At 71.6% G+C, this 18,406-nt stretch carries 18 protein-coding genes; 16 read left to right on the top strand and 2 right to left on the bottom strand.

Annotated elements, in window-relative coordinates; all coding sequences use genetic code 11:
- Positions 1-8 precede the first annotated feature (8 nt).
- Positions 9-2,201, bottom strand: coding sequence for an ATP-binding protein (locus AMK22_RS22245; RefSeq protein WP_073787631.1), 2,193 nt, complete (start codon positions 2,199-2,201; stop codon positions 9-11).
- A gap of 217 nt (positions 2,202-2,418) precedes the next feature.
- Here AMK22_RS22245 and AMK22_RS22240 point away from each other — a divergent pair, with 217 nt between their 5' ends.
- The 14 genes from AMK22_RS22240 (at position 2,419) to nusB (ending at position 15,752) form a co-directional block, all read left to right on the top strand.
- Positions 2,419-2,868: a DUF948 domain-containing protein gene (locus AMK22_RS22240; protein WP_073787629.1), complete on the top strand. Its 450-nt coding sequence runs from the start codon at positions 2,419-2,421 to the stop codon at positions 2,866-2,868.
- Positions 2,869-2,875: 7 nt separating this feature from the next.
- A complete protein-coding gene (locus AMK22_RS22235; RefSeq protein ID WP_073787627.1) occupies positions 2,876-3,256 on the top strand; it encodes a hypothetical protein in 381 nt (126 codons plus the stop codon).
- Positions 3,256-5,925 (top strand): alanine--tRNA ligase, encoded by a 2,670-nt coding sequence (gene alaS / locus AMK22_RS22230; RefSeq protein ID WP_073787625.1) that lies wholly within the window; start codon positions 3,256-3,258, stop codon positions 5,923-5,925. The genes AMK22_RS22235 and alaS overlap by 1 nt, the downstream gene beginning before the upstream one ends.
- A 26-nt stretch (positions 5,926-5,951) precedes the next feature.
- A complete protein-coding gene (gene ruvX / locus AMK22_RS22225) occupies positions 5,952-6,416 on the top strand; it encodes a Holliday junction resolvase RuvX (RefSeq protein ID WP_073787943.1) in 465 nt (154 codons plus the stop codon).
- Positions 6,417-6,511: 95 nt separating this feature from the next.
- The gene (gene mltG / locus AMK22_RS22220) at positions 6,512-8,323 is read left to right on the top strand and encodes an endolytic transglycosylase MltG (RefSeq protein ID WP_073787623.1); all 1,812 of its coding nucleotides are present in this window, start codon (positions 6,512-6,514) and stop codon (positions 8,321-8,323) included.
- Positions 8,310-9,146: a shikimate dehydrogenase gene (locus AMK22_RS22215; RefSeq protein ID WP_073787621.1), complete on the top strand. Its 837-nt coding sequence runs from the start codon at positions 8,310-8,312 to the stop codon at positions 9,144-9,146. The genes mltG and AMK22_RS22215 overlap by 14 nt, the downstream gene beginning before the upstream one ends.
- A gap of 147 nt (positions 9,147-9,293) precedes the next feature.
- Positions 9,294-10,478: a chorismate synthase gene (aroC, locus tag AMK22_RS22210; protein WP_073787619.1), complete on the top strand. Its 1,185-nt coding sequence runs from the start codon at positions 9,294-9,296 to the stop codon at positions 10,476-10,478.
- Positions 10,475-11,005 carry a shikimate kinase gene (locus AMK22_RS22205; protein ID WP_073787617.1) on the top strand — a complete coding sequence of 177 codons (531 nt, stop codon included), beginning with the start codon at positions 10,475-10,477 and terminating at the stop codon, positions 11,003-11,005. Before aroC ends, AMK22_RS22205 begins: the two co-directional genes overlap by 4 nt.
- Positions 10,990-12,081 (top strand): 3-dehydroquinate synthase, encoded by a 1,092-nt coding sequence (gene aroB, locus AMK22_RS22200; protein ID WP_073787615.1) that lies wholly within the window; start codon positions 10,990-10,992, stop codon positions 12,079-12,081. Before AMK22_RS22205 ends, aroB begins: the two co-directional genes overlap by 16 nt.
- Complete coding sequence (gene aroQ, locus AMK22_RS22195) at positions 12,078-12,518, top strand: type II 3-dehydroquinate dehydratase (RefSeq protein WP_073787613.1); 441 nt, start codon at positions 12,078-12,080, stop codon at positions 12,516-12,518. Before aroB ends, aroQ begins: the two co-directional genes overlap by 4 nt.
- A gap of 127 nt (positions 12,519-12,645) precedes the next feature.
- The gene (locus AMK22_RS22190) at positions 12,646-13,455 is read left to right on the top strand and encodes a Pro-rich N-terminal domain-containing protein (RefSeq protein ID WP_073787611.1); all 810 of its coding nucleotides are present in this window, start codon (positions 12,646-12,648) and stop codon (positions 13,453-13,455) included.
- Between the two features lie 139 nt (positions 13,456-13,594).
- Complete coding sequence (locus AMK22_RS22185; RefSeq protein ID WP_073787609.1) at positions 13,595-14,701, top strand: aminopeptidase P family protein; 1,107 nt, start codon at positions 13,595-13,597, stop codon at positions 14,699-14,701.
- 50 nt (positions 14,702-14,751) lie between these two features.
- Entirely contained in the window at positions 14,752-15,318 is a 567-nt protein-coding gene (gene efp / locus AMK22_RS22180; protein WP_073787608.1) for an elongation factor P, read from the top strand.
- A gap of 2 nt (positions 15,319-15,320) precedes the next feature.
- Entirely contained in the window at positions 15,321-15,752 is a 432-nt protein-coding gene (gene nusB, locus AMK22_RS22175; protein ID WP_073787606.1) for a transcription antitermination factor NusB, read from the top strand.
- Between the two features lie 253 nt (positions 15,753-16,005).
- On the opposite strand, the gene bldD is transcribed toward nusB, so the two are convergent.
- Positions 16,006-16,506: a transcriptional regulator BldD gene (gene bldD, locus AMK22_RS22170; RefSeq protein WP_030355502.1), complete on the bottom strand. Its 501-nt coding sequence runs from the start codon at positions 16,504-16,506 to the stop codon at positions 16,006-16,008.
- Between the two features lie 220 nt (positions 16,507-16,726).
- Here bldD and pyrR point away from each other — a divergent pair, with 220 nt between their 5' ends.
- Together pyrR and AMK22_RS22160 are read left to right on the top strand one after the other, a co-directional pair.
- Complete coding sequence (gene pyrR, locus AMK22_RS22165; RefSeq protein ID WP_073787604.1) at positions 16,727-17,311, top strand: bifunctional pyr operon transcriptional regulator/uracil phosphoribosyltransferase PyrR; 585 nt, start codon at positions 16,727-16,729, stop codon at positions 17,309-17,311.
- 92 nt (positions 17,312-17,403) lie between these two features.
- Positions 17,404-18,405 carry an aspartate carbamoyltransferase catalytic subunit gene (locus AMK22_RS22160; protein ID WP_073787602.1) on the top strand — a complete coding sequence of 334 codons (1,002 nt, stop codon included), beginning with the start codon at positions 17,404-17,406 and terminating at the stop codon, positions 18,403-18,405.
- The last annotated feature ends 1 nt before the right edge of the window (position 18,406 follow it).

Below are 18,406 nucleotides of genomic sequence, written 5' to 3'. Positions count from 1 at the left end.
GTAGCCGCTCACGGTTCGTGCTCGGGCCCGACCGCTCCCGTCCTGGGGAACGGTGCGGGCCCGAGTGCTTTCCCGGGGCCGAGCACCGGTCCGCGGGGACGACCGGGACCCTGCGGCTCCTCGTCGGCCCCGTCCGCCAGCACCCGCGCCACCACCGCGTCCGGATCCAGCGCGCCACCCGCGCGCAGCTCCGCCTCGTACGGGCCGTCGCCCAGCTCCCGCCGCGCCAGCTTCTCGCACCGGACCCGCGGATGGCCGAAGTACGCCGAGCCGAACAGGGGCGGCCCCACCGACGGCCAGATCCGGTCGGCGGCCCCTTGGAGCAGCGCGGCCTCCGCCGCGTCGCCCTCGACCGCCGTGACCAGGGCCAGCAGTTCCAGGACGAGCACCGAGACCAGCAGGTCGTGGAAGGTGTGCCCGATGGTCAGGGACTCCCTGAGCAGCTCCCGGGCCCGGCCCGGCCGGCCCTCCTGCAGCGCGGCGTAGGCCAGGACGTACAGGGCGTACGAGAGGGCCCACCGTTCCCCGTGGTCCTCGCAGATCTCCCTGACCTCCTCGCAGCTCTCCACCGCGGCGTCGACGTCCCCGTGGAACCCGGCCGCCATCGCGAGCTCGATCCGAGCCATCAGCACATTGCTGTTCAGTTCGCCGAGTTCCCGGTAGCGGGCGAGGGCCTCGGTCAGCAGCTCCCGCGCCCTGGCCATGTCGTCCGTGACCAGTGCCAGGCACCCCAGTCGGTGCACCGCGTACGCCAGCGCCGTGGCGTCGTCGGCCCGGTCCGCCTCCTCCTGGCACTCCTGGAGCGCGGCGCTCGCGCCGATCGGGTCGCCCTGCAGCACGGCCACGTGCCCGAGCACCCACAGCGCCTTCAGCCGCGAGGGGTCGTACGGTGTCTCCTCCTCCAGCACGTGGTCCAGCCAGCGTCTGCCCTCCGAGAGGCGCCCGCAGCCCACCCAGAGGAACCAGAGCGTGCCCGCCAGGTACTGCGCGAGGTGCGCCTCGCCCGGGATCTCCAGCGAATACTCCATCGCCTGCCGCAGATTCGGCAGTTCGCTCTCCGCCCGGGCGGCCACCTGGCTCTGCCGGGGGCCGAACCAGTCCAGCTCGCACCAGGTGGCGAGTCCCAGGAACCAGTCGCGGTGGCGGCGGCGCAACCGGTCCGTGTCGCCGGTGGCCACCAGCCATTCGGCGCCGTACTCGCGCATCGTGTCCAGCATCCGGTACCGGCTGCCGACCGCCGCTTCCTCGCGCACCACGACCGACTGCGCGAGCAGCCCGGAGAGCGCGTCGAGCACCGCGTCGCCCGGCAGGCCGGTGCCTCCGCAGATGTACTCGACCGCCTCGAGGTCGAACTGCCCGGCCAAGACCGAGAGCCTCGCCCACAGCAGACGCTGCTGCGGAGTGCAGAGCTCGTGGCTCCAGCCGATGGCCGTCCGGAGCGTCTGGTGCCGGGGCAGCGCGCTGCGGCTGGAGCCGGTCAGCAGCCGGAACCGGTCGTCCAGGCGTTGCAGCACCTGCTCGGTGGACAGGACGCGCAGCCGTCCCGCGGCGAGTTCCAGGGCGAGCGGGATCCCGTCCAGACGGCGGCACAGCTCCCGTGCGGCCGCCCGGTTCTCCTCGGTCAGCCGGAAATCCGGTCGTACCGCGGCGGCGCGCTCGGCGAACAGTCGTATCGCGTCCTCGTCCGTCATTGGGGCGAGCGGGAAGACGTGCTCGCCGTCGACGTCCAGCGGAAGCCGCCCGGTGGCCAGCACCCGCAGCCGCGGATGCCGGCGCAGCAGCTCGCCCACCAGGTCGGCGCAGGCGTCCACGAGATGCTCGAAGCCGTCGACCACCAGGAGGAGCCGGTGTCCGGCGAGGTGTTCGTGGAGGATCGTGCGGGGCGGCCTGCCGGTGTGGTCGGTGAGGCCGAGGGCGTCGACCACGGTGTGGTCCAGCAGTTCGGGATCGTGGACGGCGGACAGCTCCACCATCCGGACATGGCCGCAGTACCGTTTCTCCAGCCGCATCGCGATCTTGAGCGCGCAGCGGGTCTTGCCCACTCCGCCGACGCCGACGACGGTGACCAGCCGCGCCCGGTCCATCACGCGGCCGAGGGAGGCCAGTTCGTCCTCCCGCCCCACGAATCCACTGAGTTCCGCCGGGAGATCGCCGGCGGCGGTGGGGGCGCTCGAATCGTGGGGGAGCTGAGGGCGTCGCATGAAACACGCACAGTACTTGTACGAGTGCTCTCCGTACAATCACCTGATGGGATCGCATACCTGTCCGCAGAGAATGCGGTACGGGACGCGACCACCGGCGCGATAGGCTCGGTAGACGACGTCCCGCTGCCCGCGGCGCAGGGCGTCGGTACCGAGCAGAGACAGCACAGAGACAGCGACTATCCAGAGAGCGGTGCACACAGTGTCCGGTGGAGAGGTGGCCGGGATCCTGGTGGCCGTCTTCTGGGCGATCCTGGTTTCGTTCCTCGCCGTCGTACTGGTGAGGCTGGCCCAGACGCTCAGGGCGACCACCAAACTCGTGGCGGACGTGACCGAACAGGCCGTCCCGCTGCTCGCGGACGCCTCCGCGACCGTGCGCTCCGCGCAGACCCAGCTCGACCGGGTCGACGCGATCGCGACGGACGTCCAGGAAGTCACCTCGAACGCCTCGGCGCTCTCCACCACCGTCGCCTCGGCCTTCGGCGGCCCGCTCGTCAAGGTCGCCGCGTTCGGGTACGGGGTCCGGCAGGCCATCGGCCGCCGGACCGGTGCCGAACAGGAACCCGCCCGCCGGGCGGCCCGGCGCACGGTGATCGTCGGCCGTACCGTGCCCCCCGTGCGCGGTGGGAAGCGCACCGGCAGAAACCCCCGCGGACCGAAGGACTGACGCAGCGATGTTCCGCCGCACGTTCTGGTTCACCGCCGGCGCAGCCGCCGGTGTCTGGGCCACCACCAAGGTCAACCGCAAGCTCAGGCAGCTGACCCCCGAGAGCCTCGCGGCACAGGCCGCGGACCGGGCCGTCGAGACCGGCCACCGGATCAAGGACTTCGCCCTGGACGTCCGTGAGTCGATGGTGCGGCGCGAGGCCGAGCTGGGCGAGGCCCTGGGGCTGGAGGCGCCGGTCGACCCCGAGCTGCCGGCGCGGCCCCGCTTCGCCGTCGTCGAGGCGGCCGAGCCCGTCGGGCCGGACAGGGCTCTCGCGGCCGGCGACCGCCGTACGCCTCCCCGCAACCCATACACCTACAACCCGTACAACCGGAATGAGGACCACTGATGGAGTCGGCTGAAATTCGTCGCCGCTGGCTGAGCTTCTTCGAGGAGCGCGGTCACACCGTCGTCCCTTCGGCGTCGCTCATCGCGGACGACCCGACTCTGCTGCTGGTCCCCGCGGGCATGGTGCCCTTCAAGCCGTACTTCCTCGGCGAGGTCAAGCCGCCCGCCCCGCGCGTCACCAGCGTGCAGAAGTGCGTCCGCACGCCGGACATCGAGGAGGTCGGCAAGACCACCCGGCACGGCACGTTCTTCCAGATGTGCGGCAACTTCTCCTTCGGGGACTACTTCAAGGAAGGCGCCATCACGCTCGCCTGGGAGCTGCTCACCGGCTCCGTGGCGGACGGCGGCTACGGCCTCGACCCCGAGCGGCTGTGGATCACGGTCTACCTCGACGACGACGAGGCCGAGCAGATCTGGCGCGACAAGATCGGCGTGCCGGCCGAGCGCATCCAGCGCCTGGGCAAGAAGGACAACTTCTGGTCCATGGGCGTCCCCGGACCCTGCGGCCCCTGCTCCGAGATCAACTACGACCGCGGCCCCGAGTTCGGCGCCGAGGGCGGCCCGGCCGTCAACGACGAGCGCTACGTGGAGATCTGGAACCTGGTCTTCATGCAGTACGAGCGCGGCGCCGGTGACGGCAAGGAGGACTTCCCGATCCTCGGCGACCTGCCGTCGAAGAACATCGACACGGGCCTCGGCCTGGAACGCCTCGCCATGATCCTGCAGGGCGTGCAGAACATGTACGAGACGGACACGCTCAAGGTCGTCATCGACAAGGCCACCGAGCTCACCGGCGTCGCCTACGGCAGGGCCCACGGCAGCGACGTCTCGCTGCGCGTGGTCGCCGACCACATCCGTACCTCCGTGATGCTCATCGGCGACGGCGTCACCCCCGGCAACGAGGGCCGCGGCTACGTGCTGCGCCGCATCATGCGCCGCGCCATCCGCAACATGCGGCTGCTGGGCGCCACCGGGCCGGTCGTCAGGGACCTGGTCGACGTCGTGGTCGACACGATGGGGCAGCAGTACCCGGAGCTGGCCACCGACCGCAAGCGCATCGAGAGCGTCGCCCTCGCCGAGGAGGCCGCCTTCCTCAAGGCCCTCAAGGGCGGCACCAACATCCTCGACACCGCCGTCACCGAGACCAAGGCCGCGGGCGGCAAGGTCCTGCCCGGCGAGAAGGCGTTCCTGCTCCACGACACCTGGGGCTTCCCGATCGACCTCACCCTGGAGATGGCCGCCGAGCAGGGCCTGTCCGTGGACGAGGACGGCTTCCGCCGTCTGATGAAGGAGCAGCGGGAGCGGGCCAAGGCCGACGCCAAGGCCAAGAAGACCGGTCACGCCGACCTGTCCGCCTACCGCGCGGTCGCTGACGATTCCGGCACCACCGAGTTCACCGGCTACACCGCCACCGAGGGCGAGTCGACCGTCGTCGGCCTGCTCGTCGACGGCGTGCCCTCGCCCGCCGCCTCCGAGGGCGACGAGGTCGAGGTCGTCCTCGACCGCACCCCGTTCTACGCCGAGGGCGGCGGCCAGCTCGCAGACCAGGGCCGGATCCGGCTGGGCAGCGGTGCCGTCATCCAGGTCCGCGACGTCCAGCAGCCCGTCCCCGGCGTCTCCGTGCACAAGGGTTCGGTCCAGGTCGGCGAGGTCACGGTGGGCGCCTCCGCGTACGCCGTCATCGACACCACCCGCCGCCGTGCCATCGCCCGCGCCCACAGCGCCACCCACCTCACGCACCAGGCGCTGCGCGACGCGCTGGGCCCCACGGCCGCCCAGGCCGGTTCGGAGAACTCGCCGGGCCGCTTCCGCTTCGACTTCGGTTCGCCGTCCGCCGTGCCGGGCACGGTCCTCACCGACGTCGAGCAGAAGATCAACGAGGTCCTCGCCCGCGACCTCGACGTCCACGCCGAGGTCATGCCGATCGACGAGGCCAAGAAGCAGGGTGCCATCGCCGAGTTCGGCGAGAAGTACGGCGAGCAGGTCCGGGTCGTCACCATCGGGGACTTCTCCAAGGAGCTGTGCGGCGGTACGCACGTCCACAACACCGCCCAGCTGGGTCTGGTGAAGCTGCTCGGCGAATCGTCCATCGGTTCCGGCGTGCGCCGCATCGAGGCCCTCGTCGGTGTCGACGCGTACAACTTCCTGGCCCGGGAGCACACGGTCGTCGCCCAGCTCCAGGAGCTGGTCAAGGGCCGTCCCGAGGAGCTTCCGGAGAAGATCGCCGGAATGCTCGGCAAGCTGAAGGACGCCGAGAAGGAGATCGAGAAGTTCCGCGCGGAGAAGGTCCTCCAGGCCGCCGCCGGGCTCGCCGAGTCCGCCAAGGACGTACGCGGCGTCGCCCTCGTCACCGGGCAGGTCCCGGACGGCACCTCCGCCGACGACCTGCGCAAGCTGGTCCTCGACGTGCGCGGGCGCATCCAGGGCGGCCGCCCGGCCGTCGTGGCCCTGTTCACCACGGCGAACGGGCGCCCGCTGACCGTGATCGCCACCAACGAGGCCGCTCGCGAGCGCGGTCTCAAGGCCGGCGACCTGGTCCGCACGGCCGCCAAGACCCTGGGCGGCGGTGGCGGCGGCAAGCCGGACGTCGCGCAGGGCGGCGGCCAGAACCCCGAGGCCATCGGCGAGGCCATGGCCGCGGTCGAACGCCTCGTCACCGAGACGGCATGACGGCGGACGTGACGGGAGCGACGGGGATGCGCCGGGGCCGCCGTCTCGCGATCGATGTCGGGGACGCCCGGATCGGGGTCGCCTCGTGCGACCCCGACGGGATCCTCGCCACACCGGTGGAGACCGTGCCGGGGCGTGACGTCCCGGCGGCCCACCGGCGGCTGAGGCAGATCGTCGAGGAGTACGAGCCGATCGAGATCATCATCGGTCTGCCGCGTTCCCTCGGCGGTGGCGAAGGACCCGCGGCCGCCAAGATCCGGCTCTTCGCACGGGAGATGGCCCGCTCGGTGTCACCCCTTCCGGTGCGGCTGGTCGACGAGCGGATGACGACGGTGACGGCCAGTCAGGGACTGCGCGCCTCGGGAGTGAAGTCGAAGAAGGGCCGCTCCGTCATCGACCAGGCTGCGGCCGTGGTGATCCTCCAGAACGCCCTCGAGTCCGAACGGCGGTCGGGCAGAGCACCCGGTGAAGGCGTCGCGGCGGAGGGCTGATCGCGATACGGTAACGTTCCGCGCGATGCGGCGGTGTTCGAACAAGCACCGCACAGCGAAGAGGCGGAACGTCGCCTCGCGGCTCTAGGGGATCGATGACTGAGTATGGCCGGGGCCCCGGCTCCGAACCGTGGCATCCCGAGGACCCCTTGTACGGGGACCAGGGATGGGGAGGACAGCAGTCCGCCCACGGTGGGGGCCAGTACGGCGGCGGGCAGCAGCAGCCCCATCCCCAGGACCCCTATGCGCAGGACCCGTACCACCAGGACGCGTACCACCAGGACCCGTACGGCCAGGGCGGCTACGCGCAGCAGCCGCAGGACCCGTACGCGCAGCACCCGCAGGCGTCCGATCCGTACGGGCAGCAGTACCACCAGCAGCCCGCGTACGGAACCCCGCAGGATCCGTACGCGCAGCAGCAGCCGCAGGAATACCAGCCGCAGCAACCCCAGCAGCCCGTCTACCACACCGGCGGCTGGGACCCGGGGCAGCAGCCGGCCGAGCCGTACGACGCCCACGCGGCCGATCCGTACGGTGGTCGGCCGGCGGGCCAGGGCGAGATGCCCGACCAGTACGGCACGCCGGACGCCTACCCGCCGCCGCAGCCCCCGGCCGGCCGTGACACCGCTCCCGGACCGGCCCCCGCGAAGAACCCCGACTGGGACCCGGAGACCGAACCGGAGGAGACCCACCCCTTCTTCACCGGCGCCGACGCCCCGGGCGGCAAGGACGACCACGGCGACGAGGACGACGAGCACGACGACCCGCCCGCCTCGCGCCGGGCCGCACGCGGCGGCGGGGAGCGCCGGGGCAAGAGCAAGGGCAAGAAGAAGAGCCGCAACGGCTGCGCCTGTCTGGGCGTCGCGGTGGTCCTGGTCGGCGGTCTCGGTGGGGTCGGGTATCTCGGCTATTCGTTCTGGCAGGACAAGTTCGGCGCGCCGCCGGACTACTCCGGACAGGGGACCGGCCAGGTCGAGATCGAGATCAAGAAGGGCCTCTACGGCTACGACATCGGCAACATCCTGAAGGAGAAGGGTGTCGTCAAGAGCGTCGACGCGTTCGTCGCCGCGCAGAAGGAGAACCCCAAGGGCGGACAGATCCAGGCCGGGGTCTATCTGCTCCACGAGAAGATGTCCGCGGCCGAGGCCGTGAAGATGCTGGTCGACCCGAAGAACCAGAATTCGCTGGTCATCCCCGAGGGCACCCGCAATTTCGATGTCTACGAGATGATCGACAAACGGCTGGGCCTCAAGAAGGGAACGACCAAGGAAGTCGCTGCGTCCAAGGCGTCCGCTCTCGGTCTGCCCGAGTGGGCCGCCGACAACAAGGACATCAAGGACCCGCTGGAAGGATTCCTCTATCCGTCCGCGTATCCGGTCGCCAAGGGGGCCAAACCGGAAGCCATTCTCAGGACGATGGTCTCCCGGGCCAACGAGGAATACAACAAGCTCGATCTCGAGAAGACGGCCAAGGAGCACGACCTCGACGGCCCTTGGCAGGTTCTCACCGTCGCGAGCCTCGTCCAGGCGGAGGGCCTCACGCACGACGACTTCCGCAAGATGAGCGAGGTCGTCTACAACCGCTTGAAGCCGGACAATGTGACCACGAATCGCAAACTCCAATTCGACTCGGCTTTCAACTACCTCAAGAATCAGAGCAAGATCAAGATCGGTTCGAGCGAGATCCATAACAATCCGGACCCCTACAACACCTATTACCATGCGGGTCTCCCGCCGGGGCCGATCAGCAATCCGGGCGATGACGCCCTGCGCGCCACGCTCAATCCCACCGGTGACGGGTGGATGTTCTTCATCTCGCTCGACGGCAAGAAGACCCAGTTCACCAAGACGTCCGCCGAGCACGAGAAGCTCAACAAGAAATTCAAGGAAATCCATGGCCTCGGATGACCGGCGCCACCGCGCAGCCGTCCTCGGCTCGCCCATCGCGCACTCGCTCTCCCCGGTCCTGCACCGGGCCGCGTACGCCGAACTCGGCCTGACCGGCTGGTCGTACGACCGCTTCGAGGTCGACGAGGCGGGCCTGCCCGCCTTCCTGGAGGGCCTCGACGCCTCCTGGGCCGGACTGTCCCTGACCATGCCGCTCAAGCGCGCGGTCATCCCGCTGCTGGACGCCGTCAGCGAGACCGCCTCGTCGGTGGAGGCCGTCAACACGGTCGTGTTCACCCGGGACGGCCGACGGACCGGTGACAACACCGACGTCCCCGGCATGATCGCCGCCCTGAGGGAACGCGGCGTCGAGAAGGTCGAATCGGCCGCCGTGCTCGGCGCCGGGGCGACCGCGTCCTCGGCGCTCGCCGCACTGTCCGGGATCTGCGCGGGGCCGGTCACGGCGTATGTGCGCAGCGCGGAACGCGGCCGGGAGATGCGCGGCTGGGGCGAACGGCTCGGCATCGACGTCAGGACCTGCGACTGGTCACGGGCCGCCGAGGCGCTGCGCGCCCCCCTGGTCGTCGCCACCACCCCGGCCGGTGCCACCGACGCGCTGACCGGCGACGTGCCCGAGCGGCCCGGCACGCTCTTCGACGTGCTGTACGAGCCCTGGCCGACCGGACTCGCCGCCTCGTGGGCGGCCCGGAACGGCACAGTCATCGGAGGTCTCGACCTCCTGGTGCACCAGGCGGTGCTCCAGGTCGAGCAGATGACCGGCCGTGCGCCCGCGCCCCTCGCTGCCATGCGACAGGCCGGGGAAGCGGCGCTCGCTCCCCGCTGACCCCGTGTTCCGGCCGCCGGGAGACGTCCGCCTGCTGGACCGGCGACCGGTCCACGCCCCCGGACGTGGGAGGATCGAGGGCGGCGGGCCAGGGCCGCGCACCCGGTCGCGCCGTCGCAGTTCGAGGCGCGAGCATGAGGAGCACCGTTGAGCAGGTTGCGCTGGCTGACCGCGGGGGAGTCGCACGGCCCCGCACTCGTGGCGACGCTGGAGGGTCTTCCCGCCGGTGTCCCGATCACCACTGGGATGGTGGCGGACGCGCTCGCGCGGCGGCGGCTCGGATACGGCCGCGGGGCGCGGATGAAGTTCGAGAAGGACGAGGTCACCTTCCTCGGCGGGGTCCGCCACGGCCTCACCATGGGTTCCCCGGTCGCCGTGATGGTGGGCAACACCGAGTGGCCCAAGTGGGAGCAGGTCATGTCGGCCGACCCGGTCGACCCCGAGGCGCTGGCCGAACTGGCCCGCAACGCTCCGCTCACCCGCCCGCGCCCCGGCCACGCCGACCTCGCGGGCATGCAGAAGTACGACTTCGACGAGGCCCGGCCGATCCTGGAGCGCGCCAGCGCCCGGGAGACCGCGGCCAGGGTCGCGCTCGGCACCGTCGCCCGGTCGTACCTCAAGGAGACGGCCGGCATCGAGATCGTCAGCCACGTGGTCGAGCTGGCTGCCGCCAAGGCGCCCCGCGGCGTCCTTCCGACCCCGGCCGACGTCGAACGGCTCGACGCCGACCCCGTGCGCTGTCTGGACCCCGACGCGAGCGAGGCGATGGTCGCGGAGATCGACCAGGCCCACAAGGACGGCGACACCCTCGGCGGCGTGGTCGAGGTGCTCGCGTACGGGGTGCCCGTCGGCCTCGGCTCGCACGTCCACTGGGACCGCCGCCTCGACGCCCGGCTCGCCGCCGCGCTGATGGGCATTCAGGCCATCAAGGGCGTCGAGGTCGGTGACGGCTTCGACCTGGCCCGCGTCCCCGGCTCCCGGGCGCACGACGAGATCCTGGTCACCGAGGACGGGATCAGGCGCGCCTCCGGCCGCTCGGGCGGCACCGAGGGCGGTCTGAGCACCGGCGAGCCGCTGCGGGTCCGTGCCGCGATGAAGCCCATCGCGACGGTGCCGCGCGCGCTCGCGACCGTCGACGTCGCCACCGGCGAGGCCGCCAAGGCCCACCACCAGCGCTCCGACGTCTGCGCCGTCCCGGCCGCGGGCATCGTCGCCGAGGCGATGGTCGCCCTGGTCCTGGCCGACGCCGTCGCGGAGAAGTTCGGCGGCGACAGCGTCACCGAGACCCGCCGCAACGTGCGCTCGTACCTCGACCACCTGAGGATCCGATGAGCGGCCCGCTGATCGTCCTCGTCGGACCGATGGGCGTCGGCAAGTCCACCGTCGGGCAGCTGCTCGCCGAACGGCTCGGCACCACTTACCGGGACACCGACGCGGACATCGTGGCGGCCGAGGGCCGGGAGATCTCGGACATCTTCGTCGACGACGGCGAGCCCCGTTTCCGTGAGCTGGAGCGGGCCGCCGTACGGACCGCGGCCGCCGAGCACGAGGGCGTCCTCGCCCTCGGCGGCGGCGCGGTCCTCGACGCGGGCACGCGGGAACTGCTGTCCTCGCTGCCCGTCGTCTACCTCTCGATGGACGTCGAGGAGGCGGTCAGGCGCACCGGCCTCAACGTCGCCCGCCCGCTGCTGGCCGTCAACCCGCGCAAGCAGTGGCGCGAGCTGATGGAGGCCCGCCGCCCCCTGTACACCGAGGTCGCCCGGGTGGTCGTCGCCACCGACGGCCGCACCCCCGACGAGGTCGCCCAGGCGGTCCTCGACGCAATGGAGTTGAAGAAGGAGACATGGCGGACGCAGTGACCCGCATCCACGTCGCGGGCAGCGCGGGCACCGACCCGTACGACGTGCTGATCGGCCGGCAGCTCCTCGGCGAGCTGCCCACGCTCATCGGCGACCGGGCCAGGCGCGTCGCGGTCCTGCACCCCGAGGCGCTCGCCGAGACCGGTGACGCGGTCCGCCAGGACCTCGCCGAGCAGGGCTACGAGGCCATCGCCGTCCAGGTGCCCAACGCGGAGGAGGCCAAGACCGCAGAAGTCGCCGCGTACTGCTGGAAGGCCCTGGGCCAGTCCCACTTCACGCGTTCCGACGTCATCGTCGGCATCGGCGGCGGAGCCACCACGGACCTGGCCGGATTCGTCGCCGCGACCTGGCTGCGCGGGGTGCGCTGGATCGCCGTGCCGACGACCGTGCTCGCCATGGTCGACGCGGCGGTCGGCGGCAAGACGGGCATCAACACCGCCGAGGGCAAGAACCTCGTCGGCGCCTTCCACCCGCCCGCCGGGGTCCTGTGCGACCTCGCCGCCCTGGACTCGCTGCCTGTCCACGACTACGTCAGTGGCCTGGCCGAGATCATCAAGGCCGGATTCATCGCCGACCCCGCGATCCTCGACCTGATCGAGGCGGACCCCGAGAGCGCCCGTACGCCCACCGGACCGCACACCGCCGAGCTGATCGAACGTTCCATCCGGGTCAAGGCCGAGGTCGTCTCCGGCGACCTCAAGGAGTCCGGACGGCGCGAGATCCTCAACTACGGCCACACCCTGGCCCACGCCATCGAGAAGAACGAGCGCTACAAGTGGCGGCACGGCGCGGCCGTCTCGGTCGGCATGGTCTTCGCCGCCGAGCTCGGACGACTGGCCGGACGTCTCGACGACGCCACCGCCGACCGGCACCGCGCCGTCCTGGAGTCCGTCGGACTGCCCCTGACCTACCGCGGCGACCAGTGGCCCAGGCTGCTGGAGACCATGAAGGTCGACAAGAAGTCCCGCGGCGACCTGCTGCGCTTCATCGTCCTCGACGGTCTCGGCAAGCCGACCGTGCTGGAGGGCCCCGACCCGGCCGTCCTGCTCGCCGCGTACGGGGAGGTGTCGGCGTGAGCCGTCGGGTCCTCGTCCTCAACGGGCCGAACCTCGGCCGGCTCGGGTCCCGCGAACCCGACGTGTACGGGGCCACCTCGTACGCCGGACTCGTCGAGACCTGCCGGGCCGTCGGCGAGGAGCTCGGCATGGACGTCGAGGTCCGCGAGACCAACGACGAGGGGGAGCTGATCCGTTGGCTCCACGAGGCCGCCGACGGTTCGGTCCCGGTCGTCCTCAACCCGGGCGCCTTCACCCACTACTCGTACGGGATGCGGGACGCGGCGGCCCAGCGCACCGCCCCGCTGATCGAGGTGCACATCTCGAACCCGTACGCGCGGGAGGAATTCCGCCACACCTCCGTGGTCGCGGCGGTCGCCACCGGGACCGTGGCCGGATTCGGCATCGGTTCCTACCGCCTCGCCCTGCGTGCCCTCGCGGACGAGGCGACCGGCTGACGGACCGGCACATCCGACGGCCGGCCGGGCACTGTCGGCCGTCCCCGTCCGTTCATCCTGCGGCGGCCGGGGACGGTACGGTTGCCGTCCCAGTCCCAGTCGCCTGTACGAGACGGAGTGGCACCGGATGCAGCACGCAGTGGGGGCCCCGCTGCCACCGCCCCAGGGCCCGGCGAACGGGCCGCACCAGGCACGGCACCCAGGCCACCCCGGCCCCCCGGGCCCGCCGCCCCCCGCCGCGCCCACCGGAGGGGGCTGGGGCGGCCCGGCCCCGCAGCACGCCCCCGGACCTCCCGCCAGAGAGGTCACCGGGCACGTCCCACTGCCACCCGGCGGGCCCGTCCCGCTGCCCGCGCCGCCGGCCGGTGCCGGTACCGGCACCGCGACGCTCGCCGTCCTGCTGATCGGCCCGGCGGGAGCGGGCAAGACCACCGTGGCCCGGCTCTGGGCCGGCCGCCGCCGCGTCCCCACGGCCCACGTCAGCCTCGACGACGTCCGTGAATGGGTCTGCTCCGGCTTCGCCGACCCGCAGTCGGGGTGGAACGAGCACTCCGAGGCGCAGTACCGCCTCGCCCGCCGCACCTGTGGCTTCGCCGCTCGCAACTTCCTCGCCAACGGCATCTCCTGCATCCTGGACGACGCCGTCTTCCCCGACCGGCCCGTCGTCGGCCTCGGCGGCTGGAAGCGCCACGTCGGTCCCGGGCTGCTGCCCGTCGTCCTGCTGCCCGGCCTTGAGGTGGTACTGGAGCGCAACGCCGCCCGCAGCGGGAACCGCCGCCTCTCCGACGAGGAGGTCGCCCGCATCCACGGCCGGATGGCGGGCTGGTACGGCTCCGGCCTGCCGATCATCGACAACTCGACGTACGACGTGGAGACCACCGCGCGGGTCCTGGACGACGTGCTCGCCCGTTCCATAACGAGCCCGCCCGCCTGGTGAGCGGCCGGTGAGCCGCGTCCGGACGGCGCGCCGGCAAGGCGCTCGCGGGCGCCGTGCCGGGGCCGGGGACGGCCCGTCCGCGGCCCCGGTCGGACGCGCTGACCGAGCACGCCCGGGCCGGTCCTCGTAGGCTCGTGACATGTCAGACGTGTACGCCGTCCGTCGCGGGCTGCTCCGCGACCGGTGCGCAGCCGTCGGGTCCGCGGCCGCGCTGGTCTCCCGTCCCGCCAACGTCCGCTACCTCGCGGGCGGGGCGCCCCCCGGCGCCGTGCTGCTGCTCGGTCCCGGCGAGGACGTGCTGCTGCGCCCCCGTGACACGGTCGGCGAACCCGGGGACGGGCGGACCGACGACCGGCTGCGGGTGGCGTCCCTGTCGGCCGCCGACGGGGATCCGGTGGTCGCCGCCGCCGAACTGGCCGCCTCGTCGGGCGCGGAGTCCCTGGCCGTCGAGGAGCACCATCTGACGGTCTCGCGCCACCGCGCCATGGGATCGGTGGTCCCGCGGGTCCGGCTGGCCGATCTCGGCCCCACCGTCGAACAGCTCCGGGTGGTCAAGGACGAGGAGGAGATCGCGTGTCTGCGGATCGCCGCCGAGATCACCGACCAGGCCCTGGGCGAACTCCTCGAATCCATCCTGGTCGGCCGCACCGAGCGGCATCTCGCCCTGGAGCTGGAACGCCGGCTGGTGGACCACGGGGCCGACGGCCCGGCCTTCCCCACCTCCGTGGCCACCGGGCCCAACTCCGGCCGGGGCCGCCACCGCCCCACGGACCGGCGGGTGGAGGAGGGGGACTTCCTCTCCGTCTGCCTCGGCGCCAACTACCGCGGCTACCGCTGCGAGATCGGCCGCACGTTCGTGATCGGCACGGCGCCCGCCGACTGGCAGATCGAGCTGTACGACCTGGTCTTCGCCGCCCAGCGGGCCGGGCGGGAGGCCCTCGTCCCCGGCGCCGCCTACCGGGACGTGGACCGCGCGGCCCGCTGTCTCCTGGACTCGGCGGGCCACGGCGGCAGCCTCGCGCCCTGCACCGGGCACGGTGTGGGACTGGAAATCGACGAGGACCCGCAGCTGGCACCCGCGGCCATGGGTAAACTGGACGCTTGCGTGCCGGTCACCGTCGAACCGGGGGTCCACCTCCCGGGCCGGGGCGGGGTCCGGATCGATGACACGCTCGTCGTGCGCCCCGAGGCGGACGGCGGACCCGAGCTACTCACCATTACGACCAAGGAGCTGCTCGCGCTCTGACGCGTTTCCTTGGTCGTTCCACCAGCTTCAGTCCAGGAGATTCCGCAACCGTGGCTTCCACGAACGACCTCAAGAACGGCCTGGTGCTCAAGCTCGACGGAGGCCAGCTCTGGTCCGTCGTCGAGTTCCAGCACGTCAAGCCCGGCAAGGGCCCGGCCTTCGTGCGCACCAAGCTCAAGAACGTGCTCTCCGGCAAGACCGTCGACAAGACGTTCAACGCCGGCGTGAAGGTCGAGACGGCCACCATCGACCGCAGCGACATGCAGTTCTCGTACATGGACGGCGACTACTTCGTCTTCATGGACATGGACACGTACGACCAGCTCATGGTCGACCGCAAGGCTGTCGGCGACGCCGCCAACTACCTGATCGAAGGCTTCACCGCCACCGTCGCCCAGCACGAGGGCGAGGTGCTCTACGTCGAGCTGCCCGCCGCCGTCGAGCTGACCGTCCAGCACACCGAGCCGGGCGTCCAGGGCGACCGCTCCACCGGTGGCACCAAGCCCGCCACCCTGGAGACCGGCTACGAGATCGGTGTCCCGCTCTTCATCACCACGGGTGAGAAGATCAAGGTCGACACCCGCACGGGCGACTACCTCGGCCGGGTGAACAGCTGACCGTGGCTGCCCGGACCAAGGCCCGCAAGCGCGCCTTCCAGATCCTCTTCGAGGCCGACCAGCGCGGCACATCCGTGCAGACCGTCCTCGCGGACTGGGTGCGGCACGCGCGGGCCGACCACCGCCAGCCGCCGGTCACCGAGTACACGATGGAGCTCGTCGAGGGGTACGCGCGGCACGCGGACCGCATCGACGAACTCATCGTGACCTACGCGGTGGACTGGGAGATCGACCGCATGCCGGTCGTCGACCGGAACATCCTGCGGCTCGGCGCGTACGAGCTGATATGGGTCGACGAGACCCCGGACGCGGTGGCGATCGACGAGGCGGTCCAGCTCGCCAAGGAGTTCTCCACCGACGAGTCCCCGTCCTTCGTGAACGGCCTGCTGGCCCGCTTCAAGGACCTCAAGCCGAACATCCGCCGGGCGCAGTAGCCCCGCGACGTTCTTCGGCGGTCGTGGAGCCCGCGGTCGGACCGGCCGCGGGCTCCACGGCGTCCGGCGGCCGACCGCGGCCCGACGGAGGCCCACTGCGGCCCCGTGCCGGCGGCTGTCGGGGAGCCGTCGGTGCGATCCGGGGGAGCCCGCCGTACGAGCCGCGCACGGGACGAAAAAGCCGTGCCGACCGGACACCCGGGAAGGGGATGCCCGCGTCGGCACGGCGACACGTTTCTTCGGGGGAGGGGGCTCAGCCCTCCTCGTGGGCGACGGCACGGCGCGCGTCCGCGTCGAGCACACCCCAGCTGATCAGCTGCTCCGTGAGCACGGACGGCGACTGGTCGTAGATCACGGCCAGCGTGCGCAGGTCGTCCTGGCGGATCGAGAGCACCTTGCCGTTGTAGTCACCGCGCTGGCTCTGGATCGTCGCGGCGTAGCGCTGGAGCGGTCCGGCCTTCTCCTGCGGGACGTGGGCGAGGCGCTCCAGGTCCAGGACGAGCTTCGGCGGCGGCTCGGCGGCTCCGCCGGGCGTCGTGCCGGGCAGGAGCTCCTGCACCGGGACCCCGTAGAAGTCCGCGAGCTCGGCGAGTCGCTGCACGGTCACGGCGCGGTCACCGCGCTCGTACGAACCGACCACGACGGCCTTCCAGCGGCCCTGCGACTTCTCCTCCACGCCGTGGAGGGAGAGGCCCTGCTGGGTGCGGATGGCGCGGAGTTTGGCCCCGAGCTGTTTTGCGTATTCGCTGGACATAAGGCTCCCCGGACGCTGGAACAATGCGCGGCTCCGCCGCGTTGCTGGTAACTCACTGTGAGGTTACGCAGCGTTACTTGGCTGCGTCAAGCCGAACGGTCCGGACCGACACCCGCGGGGGTGCGATCGGAGCCCGGCACAAGCCCTGCTACCGTGGATGACGCAAATTCGACGTCCTTTAAAGTCCGTCCCGTGAGGCGGAGAAGGAGGTCCGTTTCTTATGGACGCACAGCATGAACCCCCCGGCAATGCGGCACGCCCCGTTCTGGAGGCCCCCGACATCTCCCGGGCACTGACCCGCATCGCCCACGAGATCGTCGAACGTGCCAAGGGCGCCGACGACGTGGTGCTCCTCGGCATCCCGACGCGCGGCGTCTTCATCGCCCGCCGACTGGCCGAAAAGCTTCAGGAGATCACTGGCCGGAAGATGCCGGTCGGCTCCCTCGACATCACCATGTACCGCGACGACCTGCGGCTGCGCCCGGCGCGCGCCCTGGCCCGCACCGAGATCCCCGGCGAGGGCATCGAGGGCCGTCTGGTGGTCCTGGTGGACGACGTCCTCTTCTCGGGCCGCACGATCCGCGCCGCGCTCGACGCCCTGGGCGACATCGGCCGTCCCCGCGCCGTGCAGCTCGCGGTCCTCGTCGACCGGGGACACCGCGAACTCCCGATCCGCGCCGACTACGTCGGAAAGAACCTCCCCACGTCGCTGCGGGAGACGGTCAAGGTCCAGCTCTCCGAGGAGGACGGCCGTGACGCCGTGCTGCTCGGTGTCCAGCGGGCCGTCCCGGCCGGCGAGCAGTAGCCGCACTTCACCCGTACGGAGGACCCCGAGCCCGTGCGGCCGCTTCCGCACGCCCGCATGCCCGAATCCTCCCTCTCTCGGAGAACACCCAGATGAAGCGTCACCTCATCTCGGCCGCCGACCTCACCCGCGACGACGCCGTCCTGATCCTCGACACCGCCGAGGAGATGGCCCGGGTCGCCGACCGGCCGATCAAGAAGCTCCCCACCCTGCGCGGTCGTACCGTCGTCAACCTCTTCTTCGAGGACTCGACGCGTACCCGCATCTCCTTCGAGGCCGCCGCCAAGCGCCTCTCCGCGGATGTCATCAACTTCTCCGCGAAGGGCTCGTCCGTCTCCAAGGGCGAGTCGCTCAAGGACACCGCGCTGACCCTGGAGGCGATGGGCGCCGACGCCGTCGTCATCCGGCACGGCGCCTCCGGCGCCCCGTACCGGCTCGCCACCTCCGGCTGGATCGACGGTGCCGTCGTCAACGCGGGCGACGGCACCCACGAGCACCCCACCCAGGCCCTTCTGGACGCCTTCACGATGCGTCGCCGCCTCGTCGGCGCCGACAGCGGCCTGGGCAGGGACCTGGAGGGCCGCCGGATCACGATCGTCGGCGACATCCTGCACAGCCGGGTCGCCCGCTCCAACGTCCACCTGCTGAACACGCTCGGCGCGCACGTCACGCTCGTCGCCCCGCCGACGCTCGTCCCGGTCGGTGTCGAGCAGTGGCCGTGCGAGGTCAGCTACGGCCTCGACCAGGTGCTGCCGAAGTCCGACGCGGTGATGATGCTGAGGGTGCAGCGCGAACGGATGAACGCCGCGTACTTCCCGACCGAGCGCGAGTACTCCCGCCGCTACGGCCTGGACGCCGACCGCATGGCGAGGATGCCCGGGCACGCCGTCGTCATGCACCCCGGCCCGATGGTCCGGGGCATGGAGATCACCGCGGAGGTCGCCGACTCCGACCGCTGCACGGCCGTCGAGCAGGTCGCCAACGGCGTCTCGATCCGCATGGCCGTCCTCTACCTGCTGCTGGGCGGCGCCGAGCCCGCCGCCCCGGCCACCCCGTCGCCCGCCGCCCCCGCCCGTACCGAGGAGAACCAGTGAC

It is taken from the genome of Streptomyces sp. CB01580 (assembly GCF_001905795.1).
Classification (GTDB): domain Bacteria; phylum Actinomycetota; class Actinomycetes; order Streptomycetales; family Streptomycetaceae; genus Streptomyces.
The sequence above is the reverse complement of the archived record's forward strand: the minus strand, read 5'-3'. Positions and strand labels throughout refer to the sequence as shown.